The organism is uncultured Thalassospira sp. (assembly GCF_963976115.1).
Lineage (GTDB): Bacteria > Pseudomonadota > Alphaproteobacteria > Rhodospirillales > Thalassospiraceae > Thalassospira.
Window position 1 is genome coordinate 128222 of the sequence record NZ_CAXBJJ010000003.1, and the last position, 18895, is coordinate 147116.

At 53.1% G+C, this 18895-nt stretch carries 20 protein-coding genes; 9 read left to right on the forward strand and 11 right to left on the reverse strand.

What is annotated here, in order from left to right:
* Positions 1 to 4 precede the first annotated feature (4 nt).
* Complete coding sequence (locus AAC086_RS04400) at positions 5 to 1414, forward strand: efflux transporter outer membrane subunit (protein WP_339775765.1); 1410 nt, start codon at positions 5 to 7, stop codon at positions 1412 to 1414.
* Here AAC086_RS04400 and AAC086_RS04405 read toward each other — a convergent pair.
* Together AAC086_RS04405 and AAC086_RS04410 are read right to left on the reverse strand one after the other, a co-directional pair.
* Complete coding sequence (locus AAC086_RS04405; RefSeq protein ID WP_339775771.1) at positions 1353 to 2045, reverse strand: transglycosylase domain-containing protein; 693 nt, start codon at positions 2043 to 2045, stop codon at positions 1353 to 1355. The genes AAC086_RS04400 and AAC086_RS04405 overlap by 62 nt on opposite strands.
* Positions 2033 to 2518, reverse strand: a complete 486-nt coding sequence (locus AAC086_RS04410) for a hypothetical protein (RefSeq protein WP_339775774.1) — start codon at positions 2516 to 2518, stop codon at positions 2033 to 2035. The genes AAC086_RS04405 and AAC086_RS04410 overlap by 13 nt, the downstream gene beginning before the upstream one ends.
* 388 nt (positions 2519 to 2906) lie before the next feature.
* Here AAC086_RS04410 and AAC086_RS04415 point away from each other — a divergent pair, with 388 nt between their 5' ends.
* Positions 2907 to 3296 (forward strand): hypothetical protein, encoded by a 390-nt coding sequence (locus AAC086_RS04415; RefSeq protein ID WP_339775776.1) that lies wholly within the window; start codon positions 2907 to 2909, stop codon positions 3294 to 3296.
* 69 nt (positions 3297 to 3365) lie between these two features.
* Here the strand turns inward: AAC086_RS04415 and AAC086_RS04420 are convergent, their stop codons facing one another.
* The 7 genes from AAC086_RS04420 to AAC086_RS04450 all read right to left on the reverse strand — a co-directional run bounded on the left by AAC086_RS04420 (position 3366) and on the right by AAC086_RS04450 (position 9487).
* On the reverse strand, positions 3366 to 4208 hold the full coding sequence (locus AAC086_RS04420; protein ID WP_339775779.1) for a fumarylacetoacetate hydrolase family protein: 843 nt from the start codon (positions 4206 to 4208) through the stop codon (positions 3366 to 3368).
* A gap of 55 nt (positions 4209 to 4263) precedes the next feature.
* A complete protein-coding gene (locus tag AAC086_RS04425; protein WP_085591032.1) occupies positions 4264 to 4998 on the reverse strand; it encodes an SDR family oxidoreductase in 735 nt (244 codons plus the stop codon).
* A 65-nt stretch (positions 4999 to 5063) separates the two neighbouring features.
* Positions 5064 to 5387 (reverse strand): L-rhamnose mutarotase, encoded by a 324-nt coding sequence (locus AAC086_RS04430; RefSeq protein WP_339775783.1) that lies wholly within the window; start codon positions 5385 to 5387, stop codon positions 5064 to 5066.
* A 7-nt stretch (positions 5388 to 5394) separates the two neighbouring features.
* Entirely contained in the window at positions 5395 to 6504 is a 1110-nt protein-coding gene (locus AAC086_RS04435) for a mandelate racemase/muconate lactonizing enzyme family protein (protein WP_339775785.1), read from the reverse strand.
* Positions 6505 to 6658: 154 nt separating this feature from the next.
* The gene (locus AAC086_RS04440) at positions 6659 to 7516 is read right to left on the reverse strand and encodes an amidohydrolase family protein (protein WP_339775788.1); all 858 of its coding nucleotides are present in this window, start codon (positions 7514 to 7516) and stop codon (positions 6659 to 6661) included.
* Entirely contained in the window at positions 7516 to 8559 is a 1044-nt protein-coding gene (locus AAC086_RS04445) for an aldo/keto reductase (RefSeq protein WP_339775791.1), read from the reverse strand. Before AAC086_RS04445 ends, AAC086_RS04440 begins: the two co-directional genes overlap by 1 nt.
* A gap of 148 nt (positions 8560 to 8707) precedes the next feature.
* Positions 8708 to 9487, reverse strand: coding sequence for an IclR family transcriptional regulator (locus AAC086_RS04450; protein ID WP_339775793.1), 780 nt, complete (start codon positions 9485 to 9487; stop codon positions 8708 to 8710).
* Between the two features lie 117 nt (positions 9488 to 9604).
* Between AAC086_RS04450 and AAC086_RS04455 the strand changes: the two genes are divergently transcribed.
* From AAC086_RS04455 to AAC086_RS04485, 7 genes are all read left to right on the forward strand, one after another.
* Entirely contained in the window at positions 9605 to 10909 is a 1305-nt protein-coding gene (locus tag AAC086_RS04455; protein ID WP_339775795.1) for an L-fuconate dehydratase, read from the forward strand.
* A 317-nt stretch (positions 10910 to 11226) separates the two neighbouring features.
* Positions 11227 to 12213 carry a TRAP transporter substrate-binding protein gene (locus AAC086_RS04460; protein ID WP_339775798.1) on the forward strand — a complete coding sequence of 329 codons (987 nt, stop codon included), beginning with the start codon at positions 11227 to 11229 and terminating at the stop codon, positions 12211 to 12213.
* Positions 12210 to 12764, forward strand: a complete 555-nt coding sequence (locus tag AAC086_RS04465; protein ID WP_339775800.1) for a TRAP transporter small permease — start codon at positions 12210 to 12212, stop codon at positions 12762 to 12764. The genes AAC086_RS04460 and AAC086_RS04465 overlap by 4 nt, the downstream gene beginning before the upstream one ends.
* Positions 12761 to 14041, forward strand: coding sequence for a TRAP transporter large permease (locus AAC086_RS04470; RefSeq protein ID WP_339775802.1), 1281 nt, complete (start codon positions 12761 to 12763; stop codon positions 14039 to 14041). The genes AAC086_RS04465 and AAC086_RS04470 overlap by 4 nt, the downstream gene beginning before the upstream one ends.
* Entirely contained in the window at positions 14041 to 14739 is a 699-nt protein-coding gene (locus tag AAC086_RS04475; RefSeq protein WP_339775804.1) for a GntR family transcriptional regulator, read from the forward strand. Before AAC086_RS04470 ends, AAC086_RS04475 begins: the two co-directional genes overlap by 1 nt.
* A complete protein-coding gene (gene hydA, locus AAC086_RS04480; protein ID WP_339775806.1) occupies positions 14732 to 16147 on the forward strand; it encodes a dihydropyrimidinase in 1416 nt (471 codons plus the stop codon). The genes AAC086_RS04475 and hydA overlap by 8 nt, the downstream gene beginning before the upstream one ends.
* Before the next feature lie 15 nt (positions 16148 to 16162).
* Positions 16163 to 16909 (forward strand): aspartate/glutamate racemase family protein, encoded by a 747-nt coding sequence (locus AAC086_RS04485; RefSeq protein WP_339775807.1) that lies wholly within the window; start codon positions 16163 to 16165, stop codon positions 16907 to 16909.
* 198 nt (positions 16910 to 17107) lie between these two features.
* Here the strand turns inward: AAC086_RS04485 and AAC086_RS04490 are convergent, their stop codons facing one another.
* The gene (locus tag AAC086_RS04490; RefSeq protein WP_339775809.1) at positions 17108 to 18286 is read right to left on the reverse strand and encodes a CmpA/NrtA family ABC transporter substrate-binding protein; all 1179 of its coding nucleotides are present in this window, start codon (positions 18284 to 18286) and stop codon (positions 17108 to 17110) included.
* A 3-nt stretch (positions 18287 to 18289) separates the two neighbouring features.
* Positions 18290 to 18877 (reverse strand): ANTAR domain-containing protein, encoded by a 588-nt coding sequence (locus AAC086_RS04495; protein ID WP_339775811.1) that lies wholly within the window; start codon positions 18875 to 18877, stop codon positions 18290 to 18292.
* Positions 18878 to 18895 lie beyond the last annotated feature (18 nt).

Here is an 18895-nt window from a genome sequence, read left to right on the forward strand (position 1 = left end):
GAAAATGCTTAAATCCACCCTCAAGACCGGCACCATTCTGTCGCTGCTCATTCTGGCGGGCTGCTCCAGCCTGAAAGAAGTCAGCTACACAAGGCCCGATATTGACGTGCCCGATGGCTGGTATTCTGCCAGCACCGACCCTGACGGCACGCACAAAGCTATCATCCCTGGCAAGGATGCCGCCTTTGCTCCGTCAAACTGGTGGCATAATTTTAACGACAAGGCGCTTGATACGCTCGTCGCCGATGCGCTGGCGCGCAATAACGATCTCGCCGCCGCCACCATCAAGGTCCGTCAGGCCCAACTAAAAGCAGGCATCGCCAGAACCGACCTGTTCCCCGACCTGTCGGCCACCGCCAAAAGCTCGACCTCGCGCAATCTCGATAATGGCAATATCTCGCGCAGTTATGGCACCACCTCAGGGGTTAGCTACGAAGTTGATCTGTGGGGAAAACTCGGCAACGATTACGACGCGGCAAAATGGGAAGCCCTGGCCACCGAAAAGGACCGTGCCAGCACGGCTTTAACACTGACCGGCACCACCGCCAACCTCTATTGGCAAAGCGTTTACGACCAGCAACGCCTGGCTATTGCCCAGGCCAGCATCGACTATGCCCGTAAAACGCTGGAACTGGTAAATGTGCAATATCAATCGGGTGCCTCAAGCTCGCTGGAACTTTACGAATCCCGCCGCAGCCTTGAAAGCCAGTTGGCCGACTATACCCAGATCGCGCAAAGCCTGAAATCCAACAAAAACGCACTGTCGATCCTGTTTGACCAACCGCCACAAAATATCGAAATCGCCCGCAAAACCCTGCCCGACAACGGCCTGCCCCTTGTCGCCTCCGGCCTGCCCGCGACCTTGCTGGACCGACGACCCGACATCAAAGCCGCCGAATTACGCCTGCGCGAAGATGTCTCACAGCTTAATTCCACCAAAACCAGCCTGCTGCCCACCCTGAACCTGACGGGCGAACTCGGTACCAGCAGCGACCAGTTGCGCAACTTCCTGCAAAATCCGATTGCCACACTCGGCGCCAGCCTTGCCCTGCCGTTCCTGAACTGGAACGAAGGCCAGTTGAATATCAAGGTATCGCAAGCCCAATACGAACAGGATATCGCGACCTATCGTCAAACCCTGTATCAGGCGTTTAGCGATGTTGAAACCGCCCTGTCAGCCCGCGACCATTACCTGGAACAAGCCCAAAGCCTGCGCGCCGCGTTAGATGACGCGCGGAACGCCGAACGCATCTACGAAACCCGCTTTCGCGCCGGGGCCGTCTCAATGCAAAGCTGGCTTGATGCCCAGGAAACCCGGCGCACCGCCGAAGAATCGCTGCTGCAAAACCAGCTCAACCAGATTTTAAATCTGGTGACGCTGTATCAGGCGTTGGGTGGGGATAGCAACGGCTAGATGACAACTTTGAAATATTAAGACTTTTGCATCTCTTATCAATATAATATCTTCTAACTAAAACCTTTTCCATCCAATCGGCGTCAGGATTTTGGGGTTTAGGATATTTTAGAAATGATACTACCGACAAATAAAAATCCTCATCTAAAACAGGATCATCATTAAGCACGACAGACTTATAGCCAAGAAAACCAAAACCCAAATACGCTACATTCATATACGCAGATGCTATTTTCATCTTAGAAAAACGCAAACACACCAAGTGAGCAAGCATCTGTTCAACAAACTTCCTTTTCAAAGAAATACCATATTTCTTTGTTACTGTCCGCACAAACTGTTGTTCAATCGTACTTGCCCCCTGCCTGACACCCCTCATATTTGCAAAAATCGCACGGAAAACCGCAACGTAATCAACTCCATAGTGATAAGTATTTCGGTGATCTTCCGCCCCAGTCAATAAAACATATAACTCATCTTCAATAAAATCACCGCTATCGTGCAAAAGACTTTCACATTCCACAAATAAGGATCGAACTTGAAGAATATTAAAAAATTCAAAAATGTGTGAAAACACCAACAGAGGAAATGAAACAAAAAGATAAAACAACCTAAAAAATATTACCTTTCCCAAGTTGCTCTCCCAAACTGGTCAGCGACAAAAGAATCAAATCGCCCTTGCATCTTTCCGCCACAGAAATACAAAGAAAAATAAACTGTGGATTCCCTTTCCTGCCCCTTCTCTCTCACATGGATGTTGATTCTATCCCTTCCAAAATATTTCTTCTCATAAGATCCAGTCACTACTCCAGTGGTACGATTTTTTCCAACATAGCTTCGCTCTCCAGTCGACGATTTCTCATATACCTTCTCCACTGACCCATAAATTTTATCACCTTCTCGCCACAGCACTGCTGCATATGTTAACTTCATCCCTTGGTATGGTTTATACTCTGTTTTTTCTGTAATAATATAATATTTCCATTTCCCAGATATATCTTTATAAGCGAAGAATTTTTCACGCACCAAGAAAAACACCACGGCAGAAAAAATGCCTCCAATGATAGTAGCCAACGTCCCGGATGCCACGCCTTCAAAGAATTCCAATTTACCCCCCTAAGTGATATTATAAACTTGAACTGTATATTATGTATTATAAAAAATAAACTGCTATAAAGAAGATATTTTATTGCAATCATAAATAGTTATAGTCTAACCTCAGCGGGCTACAGTCACCAACCTATGGCGGCCTTCCTCTCAAAGACCAAGTTCCATAGCGCATCCAGCTTTGAAGTAAACCTGCTAATTCTGCTCTATACCAACGTCCAGTGAGCCGTTAGTCAGTGTTATACGGATCAACTTAAAGCTTACAAAGCATAAAAGAAAACCAATCATATGCATCGGCCAACAAGGAAACCCAACAAACTCCCGGAAAATAGTAACGACTTTGCTAATGAGTTCCCATGTTCAAAAGCAGATAACAGGACCCAACTCAATGAAATGCCTACGAATCTACGCCACCTCGGACGGTGAATCACACTTTGATGAAGTTGAATTGCCAACCACAAAGCGCACGGTGCACCCTGATGCCGTGCCGTTTGATGTAACGGCCAGTTATCCGGCGTCGCGGGTTCGCATTAGCCACATTCCCGCCGGGATGCGGGAGGTTTCATGGCATACGGTGCCGGAGCCGGTTTTAACGGTTCGGCTGGATGGGGCTGTGGATTACGAAACAAGTGATGGCGAAGTGCGCCATGTGGCGGCGGGCAGTTTTGTGTTGATCGAAGATACACATGGCAAGGGCCATCTCTCGCGCCACTCGCCAGAGGCACAAACTGTGATCTGGGTATCGCTGCCGAACAGTTTGGATATTCCGCCGGAATAAAAAAGCCGCCATCCGTGGTTATACAGATGGCGACTTTTTAAAATACGGTTTTAAGCAGCGTGTGGGCGATTAAGCCTGTACGGTTGTCTGCTTCTGGCTGCCCAGTCCTTCAATACCCAATTCCATCACATCACCAGCCTTAAGGTAAACCTGCGGGTTCTGGCCCATGCCAACGCCCGGAGGGGTGCCGGTCGAGATGATGTCGCCCGGTTGCAGGCTCATGAATTGTGACAGGTAGTGGATCAGGAACTGCACACCATAGACCATAGTCTGGGTGCTGCCATTCTGGTATTTATGGCCGTTCACGGTCAGCCACATCGGCAGGTTTTGCGGGTCTTTTACTTCGTCGCGGGTGACGAGGTAGGGGCCGACCGGGCCGAAAGTATCGGCACTTTTGCCTTTTACCCACTGGCCGGACCGTTCGATTTGAAAGGCGCGTTCGGACAGGTCATTGACCACGCAATAGCCGGCCACATGGTCCATCGCGTTGGCTTCATCAACATATTTGGCTTCTTTGCCAATGATAACGCCGAGTTCCACTTCCCAGTCGGATTTTTCCGAGCCGCGCGGGATTTCAACATTGTCATACGGGCCGCAGACAGCCGAGGTCGCCTTAAAGAAAATCACCGGTTCGGGCGGCACGGCCATGCCGGTTTCAGCCGCATGGTCGGAATAGTTCAGGCCGATGCAGATGAATTTGCCAGGGCGGCCAACACAGGCGCCAATGCGCGGATCGCCCGAAACTTCCGGCAGGGTTGCCGGATCAATCGCGGCGATTTTATCGAACGTTTCGGCCGAGATGGTCGAAGGATCAAGATCGGCGATCACGCCAGATAGATCGCGAATGGTGCCATTGGCATCAAGAAGACCGGGTTTTTCAGCGCCAACCGGCCCGTAACGTAACAGTTTCATGGAACATTTGTCCTTTTGGTTTTTGTGAGTTTAAAACCGGAGAGACCCGAATGGATCAGTTTACCCAGCCACCGTCAATCACATGAATGGTGCCGGTGGTATAGCTTGCCTCGTCGGAAGCGAGATAAGTTGCCAAAGCGGCAATTTCGCCGGGCTGACCAATGCGGCCAATCGGCTGGCGGGCAACGAATGCCTTGCGAACTTCGGCAAAGTCGCCGCCTTGCGATGACATGCGCTGTTCCAGCGACGGGCTTTCAACTGTGCCGGGGCAAATGGCGTTACAGCGAATGCCCTTGCCGACAAAATCGGCCGCGACCGATTTGGTCATGCCAATAACCGCCGCCTTGGTCGCCCCGTAAATAAAGCGCACCGGAACCCCCTTAACCGAGGATGCCACCGACGACATATTGACAATAGACCCGCCGCCATTTTCCAGCATCGCCGGTAAAAAGGCGCGCATCATGCGATATTGCGAACGCACATTCAGGTTAAAGCTGAAATCATAGGCATCTTCGTCGCAATCAAGGATGCTGCCATGATGGACAAACCCGGCACAGTTAAACAAAATGTCCACCGCCCCGGTTTCCTTGCCAAAAGCGGCAATCGCGGCACCGTCGGTAACGTCAAGCTTGCGGGTTTCCATACCCGACAGGGTCGCCAGGGCATCTTCGTTAATGTCGGTGGCAATGACCTTTGCCCCTTCGGCGACAAACATTTCTGCTGTTGCGCGGCCAATGCCCTGCCCTGCGGCGGTTACTACGGCGGTTTTCCCTGCCAGTCTTCCTGCCATTTCATTCTCCTGCGTGTATGGTCATTTCTGGTTGGTTATTTAACGGTCGCTGTAACGCCGCACCGTCAGGCCATGTAAAAAACTTCTTCCATGTCCGCCCACCATTCGCCTTCCTTGCGGGTTGCAAGGGGGGACTGGCACGGGTCGGTCAGTTTCCACCATTCTTGTGTTACCGGGTCTTTGGCGATCTCGGCCATATCGGCTTTAAAATCGTCGCCGTCATATTCCAGATGGCCAAACAGCAAATCGGCATGGTGATAAATCACGTAATTATGAACGTGATGGGCTTTAAGGGCCGCAATCACACCGGGCCATGGCTCGGCATGGAGTTTTTTATATTCCGCCAGTTTTTCCGGCTTTACATGAATGACCATGCCAACACGTTTCATTACGGCCTCATTTGCTGATGGTTATCGGTGTGAACATTTGTTGCGCTTCTATCGCGTCCCAGTCCCAGTCAATGCCCAGCCCCGGCTGGTTTGAGGGCACCGCGTGACCATCAATAATATCCAGCCCGCGATGGGTCAGGCTATCAAGCTGCGGGATATATTCCAGCCAGCGGCTGTTGGGCACGGCACAGCACAGCGAGACATGCAATTCCATTAAGAAATGCGGGCAGACCGCAACATCAAAACTTTCCGCCAGATGGGCCACCTTTAACCATGGCGTAATGCCGCCAATGCGCGCCACATCAACCTGCACAATCGAACAGGCATTCAGTGCCAGATATTCGCGAAACTGCCCGATGCTATACATCGATTCACCCACAGCAACCGGCAGCGATGTTGACGCCACCAGACGTTGATGGGCCAACACGTTATCGGCGGGCAAGGGTTCTTCAAACCAGGCAATGTCAATCGGTTCAAACAGCCTTGCGCGGCGAATGGCCTCAGATAAATCAAACCCCTGATTGGCATCGGTCATGATTTCAAAATCAGTGCCAACGGCCTCGCGCACCGCTTGCAAACGGGCAACATCTTCGGCACCGCGCGGTTTGCCAACCTTGATTTTGGCCCCGCCAAAACCCTTGGCCTTCATCGCCACGGCATCATCAACCAGGTGCGATTGCTCCAACTGCAACCAGCCGCCTTCGGTGGTGTAAAGCGGGATTTTGCCCTTGGCCCCGCCCGCCAGCTGATAAAGGGCAATGCCGGTTTTGCGCGATTGCAAATCCCACAGCGCGGTATCAATCGCGGCCAGCGACAGCGATGTAATCGCGCCAACCGATGTGGCATGGCTTGAAAACAGCAAATCGCGCCAGATCGCTTCAATATCATTGGCATCGCGCCCAATGAGCTGCGGGGCCAAATGATCGCGCAGCAGGGCCACAACCGATGATCCCCCGGTACCAATGGTGTAACTATAGCCCGTGCCCACAACGCCGTCGGCATCGGTAATGCGCACAATCGGCGTTTCCTGGCTAACAAAGGACTGGATGGCATCGGTCCGAACGGTTTTTGGTTTTAAATCCACCATTCGGATATCGACATGGGTAATCACCGCCATAATGCCCCTACCCCCGCTTTGCCGTGGTTTTATCAACCCGGCGAAGATGAACGCAATATTGGCGGCACATATCGCCTGCCACGGGCAGCAACACCCGGCTTTCCGATTTCATGAACGTAGCCTCCGTAATCTGCCGGTGAAAACCGGCACATACCTACAACCGGTAAAAGTGCGTTGCCGTTTTTCCGGCAATCTTTTCAATGTCATTTGGGGCAAAGGTGCTTAACCACTGGCGGGTCATTTTCACCCAGTCGGCATAGGTTGCAGCCAAGCCCAAAACCGGCCAGTCACTGCCCCACATCAATCGATCCGGGCCAAAAACACGTGGCAAATGGTCCAGATACGGTTTTAAATCATGCAAACCTGCCCCCGCGCCCGCTTCGGTCAACAGGCCCGAAACCTTGCAATATACATTTTTAAGCGGGGTAAATTCGCCCATCATCCGCGCCCATTCAACATAGGCATCGGGGCCATGAATGCCGTTGCGAATTTTGGGTTTGGCGGCATGGTCAATCACGATGCGCAAACGGGCATAACGCCGGGCCAATATTTGCAAATTGGCCAAATGGCGCGGATGCACCAGCGCATCAAACGCCAGTCCGCGTGCGATCAGGGCTTCAAATACCGGGGCGAACTCGGCACGCAGCATCCATGCCGGGTCTTCAATATCCTGTATCATCGGCCGCACGGCGACAAATTTGTCGTGTTTGGCCCAGCGGGCAATATCGACCAGGGCGGCGTCGGGTTTTTCAAAATCAACCCAGCCCACCACACCGGCAATAAAATCATGCGCCGATGCCAGCGACAGCATAAAATCGGTTTCAGGCACACTGGGGGCGGCCTGTACCAACACCGTTTTGGCAATGCCCTGCCCGGTCAGAACCGGTTTTAAATCATCGGGTAAAAAATCGCGATAAAGCGGGGTTACATCCGGGGTTAACCAGCCATAATCACCACGATCAATTTGCCAGAAATGCTGATGGGCATCTATCAGGCCAATATCGTGCGCCATCACGACGCATCCCCACCCGTCAGCAAATCGTCACCCGGCACGGGCACGTCGGCGCGCAACAGACCCTGATCGCGCAAATCACGCCACAAGGCCGACGGAATTTGCAATTCGGCCCATTCCACCGCCTGCGTCACATGGCGCGGCGAACTGGCACCGGGAATAACCGACACAACGGCAGGGTGGGTCAGCGGAAACTGAATGGCGGCCGCCGCCAATGGCACGTTATGATCGCTACAAATCTGTTCGATTTTTTGCGCCCGGTCCAGAATATGCTGCGGGGCATCTTCATAATCGTATTTTGCCCCCGGTTTTGGCCCGGTAACCAGAATGCCCGAATTAAACGCCCCGCCCACAACGACCGACGCATTCCGGCGCACACATTCAGGCAGGAAACTTTCCTGTGCTTCCTGTTCTAGCAAGGTATAGCGCCCGGCCAGCAAAAACACATCCATATCGGTGGATTTCAAGGCCTCAAGGCAGACTTCCCATTCATTAACGCCAAGGCCATAAGCGCCAATCAACCCGGCCTTTTTCAACTCGTCCAGCGCGCGCGCCCCGCCTTCCATGGCATCGCGCATCAGACGCGGGTGGTCTTCCTTGCCATGGGTCAGGCTGCCAATATCGTGGATATAGGCAATGTCGATGCGGCGCAGCCCCAAACGCTGCCAGCTATCCTCGATGGATCGCATCACCGCATCATAACTGTAATCGTAAACTTCAACAAAAGGCAGCGCATCAACAAACGGGCGATCTTTTGGAATATCGCCCGCAATACGGTGCAATAACCGGCCCACCTTGGTCGAGAGGATGTAGGGTTCGGTCTGGCTGCGTAAAAAATCGCCGGTGCGGCGTTCGCTCAGGCCATAGCCATAACGCGGGGCGGTATCGAAATAGCGAAATCCGCAATCCCATGCCACCTGCAAGGTTTCGCGCGCCTGGGCATCATCAAGCGGACGATACATATTGCCCAGCGGCGCGCCGCCAAAACCAAGAACACTTACATCTAAACCGGTATTACCAATTTGGCGCTTCTGACGGGCCATAACCTTAATCCTCCCAATCTCGCACGTTTTGCGACGGCACGGATCGTTTCATATTTAAACAGTCGTTTCAATTATATTTTGCAGCAAAATGACCATCACGGGCAAAACCCCCACATTGCGACATCCGGCATTCTATGGTTTATCGGCCTTACAGCCCGCCATGCGCCCCGGTCAGCCGGGTAATTTCCCCGGCTGTTTCCATAATGAAAGGCACGGTGTCGGCCACCTTATAGGGTGTACTTGGCCCACCCAGATAGGGGATGGTCAGGCTGGCCAGGATCTCGCCGCCCTCGCCTTGCAGTACAGGTGCGCCCACATCAATGATCCCGACTGTTGCGGTACTTTGCACCTCGACATAGCCGCGCGCCCGAATGGCCTTTAGCTCATATTCCCACACTTCGGCATTAAACGATGCCCCCAGTCTTTCGCCGAAATATTCCATCAAAGGCGCACGGCGTTCGGGCGACATCCATGCCAGCAAGACCTTGCCCGACCCCGAATCTGCCAGGCTGCGGCGATAGCCCACCCGCACCGAAAACCCTATGGCTTCGGGGCTTTCAACCCGGGCGATCACCACCATCTGATCGCGCGACGGCACCGCCAAATGGCACGACTGCCCCACCCGTGCTGCCAGCCTGCGCATTTGCGGCAAGGCCGCCTCCAAAAGGGTTGAAACCGGTGACACCTGCATGCCAAGTTCAAACAGGTGGTTGGTAATATGAAACAGTTCCGAGCCGTCCTTGCGCTCAAGGTATCCCTTTTGCTCAAGCACCGAGAGCATCCGGAAAATCTCGCTTTTGGACCGGCCAAGCGCACTTGCAATCGCGCCCATGCTCATCGGTCGGCGCTCGGCGGCCAGAATTTCCAGTATCTCCAACCCCTTTTCCAGGGCCGGGGCCTTGTAGACACGTTTGGTATCGTCGGACATATTTAACCCTTGTTCGTCATCTGCCGCAGCTTTTCGTAAAAAACGGGCCTTGCCAAGCCCCAAAATACACCATATTTAAAATAACGTTCCATTTATAAAACAAAGAGGCATCAGGGCATGAATCCGGTCATCACAGGTATCAAGGCAATCGACATCCGGTTTCCGACGTCACGTCATCTCGACGGATCGGATGCCATGAACAAGGACCCGGATTATTCCGCTGCCTATGTCATTATTGAAACCAGCAATCCCGATATTTCAGGCCACGGCCTGACCTTTACCATTGGCCGGGGCAATGATGTATGCGTTGCCGCCATCAAGGCGATGTCACATTTGCTGGTTGGCAAATCGTTAAGTGATCTTACCACCCATATGGGCCAAACCTGGCGCGATTTAACCGGCGACAGCCAGTTGCGCTGGCTTGGCCCGGACAAAGGCGTGATGCACCTGGCAACCGGTGCCGTCGTTAACGCCATCTGGGATATGTGGGGCAAGGCAGCGGGCAAACCGGTATGGCAGCTTGTTGCCGAAATGACACCCGAACAGTTCGTCGATTGTGTTGATTTTCGCTATCTGACCAACGCAATTACCCGCGACGACGCCCTTGAAATTTTGCGCGCGGCCGAACCGGGCAAACAGGCCCGAATGGATGAAATGCGCCAGCAGGGTTACCCGGCCTATACCACATCGGCGGGCTGGCTGGGCTATAGCGACGAAAAACTGCGTCGCCTGTGCCAGGAAGCGATTGATGCTGGTTGGGATTATATCAAACTGAAAGTCGGCCTTGACGTTGAAGACGACAAACGCCGCTTGGCCATTACACGCGATGTCATTGGCCCGAACCGGAAATTAATGGTCGATGCCAATCAGAACTGGGAAGTTGATCAGGCCATTTCCTGGATGAAAGAACTGGCCGAATTTGACCCGTGGTTCATCGAAGAACCCACCAGCCCCGATGACATTTTAGGCCACAAGCAAATCCGCGAGGGCATTTCACCCATTCGCGTCGCCACCGGCGAACATTGCCAGAACCGCATTATTTTCAAACAGTTCCTGCAAGCTGACGCGATTGACGTTGTGCAAATTGACAGTTGCCGGGTTGGCGGCGTCAATGAAATCATGGCGATTTTGCTGATGGCAAAAAAATTCAACAAACCAGTCTGCCCCCATGCCGGCGGCGTTGGCCTGTGCGAATATGTCCAGCACCTGTCCATGATCGACTATATCTGCGTTTCAGCATCCCTTGAGGATCGAGTTCTGGAATATGTCGATCATTTGCACGAACATTTTGAAACGCCCTGTGTTATTCGCAATGGCCGTTACATCGCCCCGACAACACCGGGCTTCTCGATCACCATGAAACCGCAAAGCATTATTGATCACACCTTCCCGACCGGCATCGTCTGGCAGGAAAACAAATAAGACAACCCCACCTGACACACCCGACATTTCCCGCCGCTTTCACCTTCACCCCCCGGCCCCTTATAGTGGTCGGGGGTTTTGTTTTGCGCGGCCTTTCATCACGCTGCCTTGGCCCCCAAAGCGAGTATTTACCATTTTTAAAAGACATAAAATTATTTAAAAACAATAGCTTATGATAAATTCAATTTTTTATTTAAAAAATACTTGCGCAAGATGATAACTGCCGCGATAGTTGGCGCTAACTTAAAGATGGCAAAGCCACAATACATACAGGGAAACATCCATCCGAGGCTTCACACATACGACGGGAAGATCAGATGAAATACCTAACAAGAACAGTCATTGCGGCAGGTTTCGCCGCCTTGGTAGCTGCCCCGGCATCTGCTGAAACATTGCGCTTTGGCGGCAACTTCGCTGCGGATCATTCCAGTTCCATCGCCATGCAGAAATTCAAGAAAGCTGTCGAAGCAAAAAGCGACGGCGCCCTCACAATCGACCTTTTCCCCGACATGCAACTGGGTGGTGCACAGGAAAATGTTGATCAAACCCGGTCTGGCGCCATTTTTGGCACCTGGATCGGGGCGGCTTATCTGTCGCGCACAGTACCGGAACTTGAAGCCATTTCAATGCCTTTCACCTATCCCGACCGCGCCACAGCTTTTCGCGTGATTGACGGCGATGTCGGCACCATTGTCGATGAAAAACTGGCCGATAAAGGATTTAAAGTTCTGGGCTGGATGGAACTTGGCCCGCGTAACATCACCAACAACGTGCGCCCCATCGAAACCGTTGATGACCTGAAAGGTCTCAAGATCCGTCTGCAACCCAACCAGACCCATCTGGATTCCTTCCGCGCCATTGGCGCCAGCCCGATTTCCATGGGTATCAGCGAAGTCTATTCCGCGTTACAGCAAGGCGTGCTGGACGGCGAAGAAAACCCCTATTCGATCATTAAAACGCGCCGTTTCGACGAAGTTCAAAAATATCTTTCCGACAGCAACCATGTTTTCGATTTCATTTCGATTGTTGCCAACAAAAAGGCCTTCGACAAACTTGATCCCAAAGACCAATCCATTCTGACTGACGCCATGGCCGACGCCGTTGCCTTCCAGCGCGCCGAAGCCGCCAAGGAAGATGACGCCGCAAAAGCCGCCTTGATTGCCGCCGGAATGGTATTTACGCCGATCCCCGATGATGTGCGTGCAAAACTGCGTCAGCTGACAGCACCGGTTATCGAAGGTCTGAAAAAACGCATTGACCCGGCCCTGATTGAAAAGGTTCAAAGCGAGGTCACCGCAAAATGATGCCCGCCCCTGGTCGGCACGAGCCTGCGAAAGCAGGCTCGCTCTTCTCGTCTTGCCAAAAAGCCCTGATCCGACTTGATAGCGTCTCCAAAGGCGTCGTCATTCTTGCCATTGGTGTTATGACATGTCTGGTTATCGTTCAGGTTTTCTGCCGATATGCCCTGTCATATTCCATTGATTGGGCCGACGAAATGTCCCGTCTGGCATTTGTCTGGACCATCTTTCTGGCACTTCCGCATGGTGTGCGTTTTGGTATTCATGTTGGCATTGATGTTGTCGTCAACAAATTCTCCGCACGCCTGCAAGATCTGATGTTTCGTCTTTCAGCCCTGCTGGGTGCCGTCCTTATGATCGTGGTTTTTCATTTTGGACTTCAGGTCACACAAGACGGTTGGACCGAACTGATGCCCACCATCAATGTCACATCGGCTGTTTACTATATCGCCGTCCTCGTCGCTGCGGGCCACAGTCTGTTGCATCTATTGCTGCTGGCATGGGGTGGGGCAAAAACATGGGCAAGCATTGATGGTCAAAACGAGGTATCCGCATGACAATCGCTGTTATTATTGCCTTCCTTGCCCTTGCGCTGATCGGAATGCCGCTGGCCTTTGCGCTGGGCCTGGCATCGCTGATCGGGTTACTTGCCGGGGGCATTGACCTTTCGGTTATGCCGCAACGCATGCTGCATGCCGTGGACAGTTTTCCGCTTATGGCAATCCCGCTTTTCATGCTGGCGGGTGAATTAATGGTGCGTTCGGGCATCATGCGGCTATTAATCGAATTCGCAGATGCCCTGGTGGGGCGCCTGCATGGCGGGCTTGCCCATGTGGCGATTGTTGCGGGCATGATCTTGGCCGCTGTTACCGGTGCGGCGGTTGCCTCGGCCTCTGCCCTTGGTTCCACCCTGGTGCCATCAATGCGCAAATCCTATGACGATGGCTATTCAAGTGCGGTCATTGCATCGGCGGCCAATCTTGGGGCCATTATTCCGCCATCCAACGCCATGATTGTGTATGCCTTGATGGCGGGTTCCAGCGTGTCCGTCGGCGGTTTGTTTATGTCGGGTATCGTTCCAGGCATTATCTTAACACTGGGTTTCATGGCGCTGGCCAGTTTCATTTCCTGGCGCCGTGGCTTTAAACTGACAGGCAACCGTCTCAATGCCCGTGACCTTGCCCTGCGTACATGGAAAGCCTTGCCGGTATTATTGATGCCTGTGGTGGTGGTTGGCGGGATCATCGGCGGGGTGTTCACCGCCACCGAAGGGGCCGGTATTTCGGTTTTTTATGCGTTCGTCATAGGCATGTTTGTTACCCGTGAACTGAAACTGTCCGATTTGCCCGACGCGCTGTTTCGCGCCGCCGTTTCGGCCGCCATGGTGGGGGCATTGATCGCCTTTGCCGCCGCTGTGACCTTTATTTTTACCATCGACATGGTACCGGCCCGCATCGCAGGCTTGTTACAATCGGTCACCTCCAGCCCGGAAATGTTCCTGATTCTGGTCATGTTAATTCTGGTGACGGTCGGCATGTTTATCGAATCAAATGCCGCCTATATCATGCTGGTGCCGCTGTTTGCGCCGGTCGCCATCAGCTTTCATATTGACCCGCTTTTGTTTGGCTTTTTGTTTGTTTTCAACCTGGTTATCGGTATGGTGACGCCGCCGGTCGGCATTGTTCTTTTCGTCATGAGCGGCATTACCAAACTCCCGATGGCAAGACTGATCCGTAACATTTGGCCCTATGTGCTTTTGCAATATGGCGTGCTAGTCCTTTGCATGCTGTTCCCCGATATCGTGACGGCACTTCCACGGGCGATGGGCTATTAATGATGAACACACGAAAAAAGAAACTGTCGCGTCTTTTGCTGCCCGAACAGGTTGCCGAAACATTGCGCGAAATGATCATTGTTGGCGATCTGCCCTGGGGTGAAAAAGTTCCGGTCACCACGTTGGCCGCCCAGCTTGAAGTGTCGCCAACCCCGCTGCGCGAAGCCCTGAAAGTTTTGGCATCGGAAAATCTGGTCGAACTTTTACCCAATCGCGGTGCACGTGTTTGTGCCTATACCAAAGAAGATGCTCGCGACCTTTTTGAAGTGATCGCCGGTCTTGAAAGTCTGGCTGCCCGCCTGGCCGCAACCCGCATGACCCAACAGGAACTAAGCCAACTGCAAGACATGCATCAAACCATGCACGCGGCATATGAACGACACGACAAAGAGACTTACTTTCCGCTGAACAGTGCCATTCACGACCTGATTGTCGACTATGCGCGCAATCCGGTTTTGTCATCATCACGGGCCAAACTCATGGTGCGCGCCAATCGCGGGCGATTCATTGCCATTGCCGACCCATACCGCTGGCGCGAGGCCCTTGAAGAACATGACCAGTTGATGGACGCATTTGAAAAACGCGACCCCGATGCCGCAGCTGCGATCTGGCAGGTGCATCTTGACCATACCGGCCTTGCAACCGTCAAAGCCCTGAGTGCGGCAAGCGTTGAACCTGCGGAGCTAGAAGATGACTGAATTTGACCTTGCCATTCGCGGCGGAACCGTTTGCACAACAGCCAATACCACCCGCTGCGACATTGGCATTCGCGACGGACGCATTGTCGCCATCGCCGAAAAAATCAACGATGCCGCCCGCGAAATTGACGCCAGCGGTCTGCTGGTTTTACCCGGCGGCATTGACGCCCATGTTCATATTTCGCAACCAGCCGGGGACGGTATTGTCATGGCAGACGATTTTATGTCTGCCACCCGTTCTGCCGTGGCAGGGGGCACAACCACCGTTATGCCATTTGCCTTGCAACAAAAGGGCGATTCCTTGCGCACTGTTGTTGAAGACTACCACCGCCAGGCTGAAGGAAACCTGTTTAGCGATGTGTCCTTTCACCTGATCGTCACCGATCCGACCCCGCAGGTATTAGGTCAGGAACTTCCGGCGCTGGTGAAAGATGGCTATACATCTTTCAAGGTTTTTATGACCTATGACGACATGATGCTGTCTGATGGCGAATTGCTGGATGTTTTTGATGTTGCCAAGCACGAAAACGCGCTGGTTATGGTCCATGCCGAGGGGCATGATGCCATTCGTTATTTAACGCGCAAACTCGAAGAACGAGGCCAGACCCAACCTTATTACCATGGCATTTCGCGACCCCAGATCGTGGAGCGCGAAGCCACCCATCGCGCCATCAGCCATGCCGAATTAATCGATCTTCCCATTGTGATCGTTCATGTTTCTGGAAGCGAAGCAATGGAACAGATCCAATGGGCACGCAATCGCGGGCGCACGGTTTTTGCCGAAACCTGCCCGCAATATATCGTCCTGACCCAGGATGACATGCGCGGCCTGAATATGGATTTTGAAGGCGCGAAATATGTCTGTTCACCGCCCCCGCGTGACCATGAAAACCAGGAAGCCATCTGGCGCGGTATCAAAGATGGCACCTTTGATATTTTTTCATCCGACCACAGCCCCTTTCGCTATGCCGACCGCCAAGGCAAAGACCGCCCGGGGGCGCGCACATCGTTCAAATGGATCCCCAATGGCATACCGGGTATCGAAACCCGCCTGCCAATCCTGTTTTCCGAAGGCGTTTCCAAAGGCCGTATTTCGCTGGAACGTTTTGTTGCCTTAACGTCCACCAACCCGGCCAAACTTTATGGCCTGGCCCCCCGCAAAGGCAGCATCGCGATTGGGGCCGATGCCGACATCACACTGTGGGATGCCAATAAAAAAGTCACCATCAGCCAATCGCTGCTTCACCATGGTTCGGACTATACCCCCTATGAAGGCATGGCCGTCACCGGGTGGCCGGTCCTGACGATGCTGCGGGGAAAAACCGTTACAAATGATGGTAATGTCGTTGGCGATCCTGGTTTTGGCACACATCTTTTCCGTGCTCCATCGACTGACCGTATCCGATAAAAAAGAAGATTTAACATGAACATACTGTTGATAAACCCGAACACTTCGGTCGAAATAACGGAAAAACTTTCCAATGCGGCGTTGCGTGTCAAAAGTGCCGACACCAATCTGATCTGCGAAACAGCGCGTTACGGTGTGCCTTATATCTCAACCCGCAGCGAAGCCCTGATCGGCGGCACCGCCATGATGGAAATTCTGGCTGAAAAACATGATTTGATCGACGCTGCGATCGTTGCGGCATTTGGCGACCCCGGGTTGGGGGCCGCACGCGAGCTTTTCGACGTTCCGGTTATTGGACTGGCCGAAGCTGGCATGCTGACCGCGTGCATGCTGGGCGGGCGTTTTTCCATTGTCAGTTTTTCCGAAACCCTGCGGCCCTGGTATCTGGAATGTGTGGCATGGCACCGCCTTGAAGCCCGTTGCGCCAGTGTGCGCACCCTGACCGGGGGGTTCCAGTCCATTGGCAATGTGCAGGAAGAAAAAGAAGACCTTCTTGTCGCCCTGGCCCAGGCTGCCATCACCGAAGATGACGCCGACGTCATTGTTCTTGCTGGCGCCCCCCTGGCCGGTCTGGCACAAAAGGTGCAGGGCCGAATACCGGTTCCCGTTGTTGATTGCGCCGAAGCCGCAATGGCACAAGCCGAAACACTGGCGCGCCTGAACGTGCGCGCGCCCATCGAGGGCAGTTTTCGACGCCCCGTCGCCAAACCAACGGTCGGCATGACCTCCGCCCTTGCCGAGCGCATTGCAGGCGCACGCTAGCAAAATCCACACCATGTGCAACGTTACACCTAACCAGTTCTCTATAAGTCATCCTTATTGAGAACTGGTAACAAAACTATCCTGGCAGGATTTTGCTCCGAAAAATACGTTTAGAATCAGCCTGACCCCAGTTTTTCACCAAACTTTCAGAACTACAAGACAATGTCCATCATCCGGGCCGTTATTGCGGCACATGCGTCAGGCCCGCATGTCAAAAAGGGTACCGTCAAGAAAGCTGTCAGGTCCAACCAGCGCGCGATCACTGGCATTGTCAAGCCCTTCCACCCGCCAATCCTCGACGGGTAAGGCGACATCCAGGCTGGTGACGGCGCGGCGGTATATATCGGGGCGATAAACGTCGCGAACAACATCGTTGAAATTCACCTGATGACCGACCTGCCCCCAACGCTGCATTTGCCGCCCCACCCAAACACCCTGCGACAACCACGGGAAGGTGGCGGTATAGCGATAAAAAACATGGCGGTCGGGTGCCTCAACCGGATCATCGCCGGGTTTTAACACCGGGCGTCCGTGCAACGACGCCCGCAAAATATCAAACGACGCGCCAACATACTGTTCTTCTGACAGCAACTGCGCCAATTCGGTACGGTTTTCCGACTGATCCGCCCATTCGGCAGCACGCACCAGGGCACGAACCAGCGCATCGAGTGTTTCAGCATTGGATAACGCCCAGTCTTCCCGAACACCCAGCACTTTTTCCGGGCTGCGCGCCCATATGTCGTCTTTCAGGGCAACAATAACGCCATCACCGTGAAATACGGCACGCTGGTTCCAGGGCTCCCCCACACAATAGCCGTCAACCCAGCCATTCCGTAAACTGTCGAACATGCGGGACGGGGCAATAACGCCAATATTAACGTCATTATCGGGGTCAATCCCTGCTGCAGCCATCCAGTAACGCAGTTCATAATTGTGGCTGGAGAACGGAAACACCGTTGCAAAAGACAAAACCGGCCGACCAGCCGCGCGATCACCGTCAATTACTTTTTTAAGGGCGCGCGCGGACAAACCACGTGGCCCACGCATCGCTGCCGGGTCTGCTTCCAGCATGCACTGATAAAGCCGGGTGGAAACCGTAATCGCATTCCCGCCACGGCCAAGCGCCATTGGCACGACCAAATGTTGCGATGGCATCCCGCCAAGACCAAGACGCGCCGCAAGAGGAATACCTGCCAACAAATGTGCGGCATCAAAAAGCCCGTAAGACAGCTTGTCGCGAATGGCCGCCCACGACATTTCGCGCACCAGAACAAGGTCTATATTTTCATCTTCCGCAAAGCCTTTGGCACGGGCAACAACTGGCAAGGCACAATCAATTAACGGCACAAAACCAAGGCGAACCTGCATAAGAGACATGAATTAGAACTCCAACTGAAAAGCAGTAATCACGCTTTGCGCAATTTCATAAATCTTGCGGTTCTGTTTCATGGCGTTTTTGCGCAGCAGGTTATATGCCGCCGCCTCGGTCAGGCCTTTTTCCTGCATCAGCAATCCTTTTGCCCGGTCGATCAGTTTGCGTTCGCTTAGTTTTGCCATGGCCTCGTCGCGTTCGCGGCGCAATTGATGAAAGGCATTAAAACGTGAAATTGCCATTTCAACAATCGGCCGGATGCGGTCCTGCCTTAAACCGTCAACAACATAAGCACTTACCCCGGCTTCGACAGATTCACGGATCATGCTGGAATCACTTTGATCAACAAACATCGCAATCGGCCGCGAAATCGCCCGCGACACCTGAAACATTTGTTCAAGCGTATCGCGGTCAGGGTTTTCAAGGTCGATGATAATAATATCAGGGGCCAATGCCTGAATGCGTTCCACCAGGTTAAACGACGTGCCAATACGGCTTACACGGGTATAGCCGCCTTCAACAAGGCCGCGCTCGACAATGGCGGCGCGGTCCGGGTTTTCGTCAATCACCAGAATACTAAAGTCTGCAAGGTTCATTTAAAGCAACCCAAATCC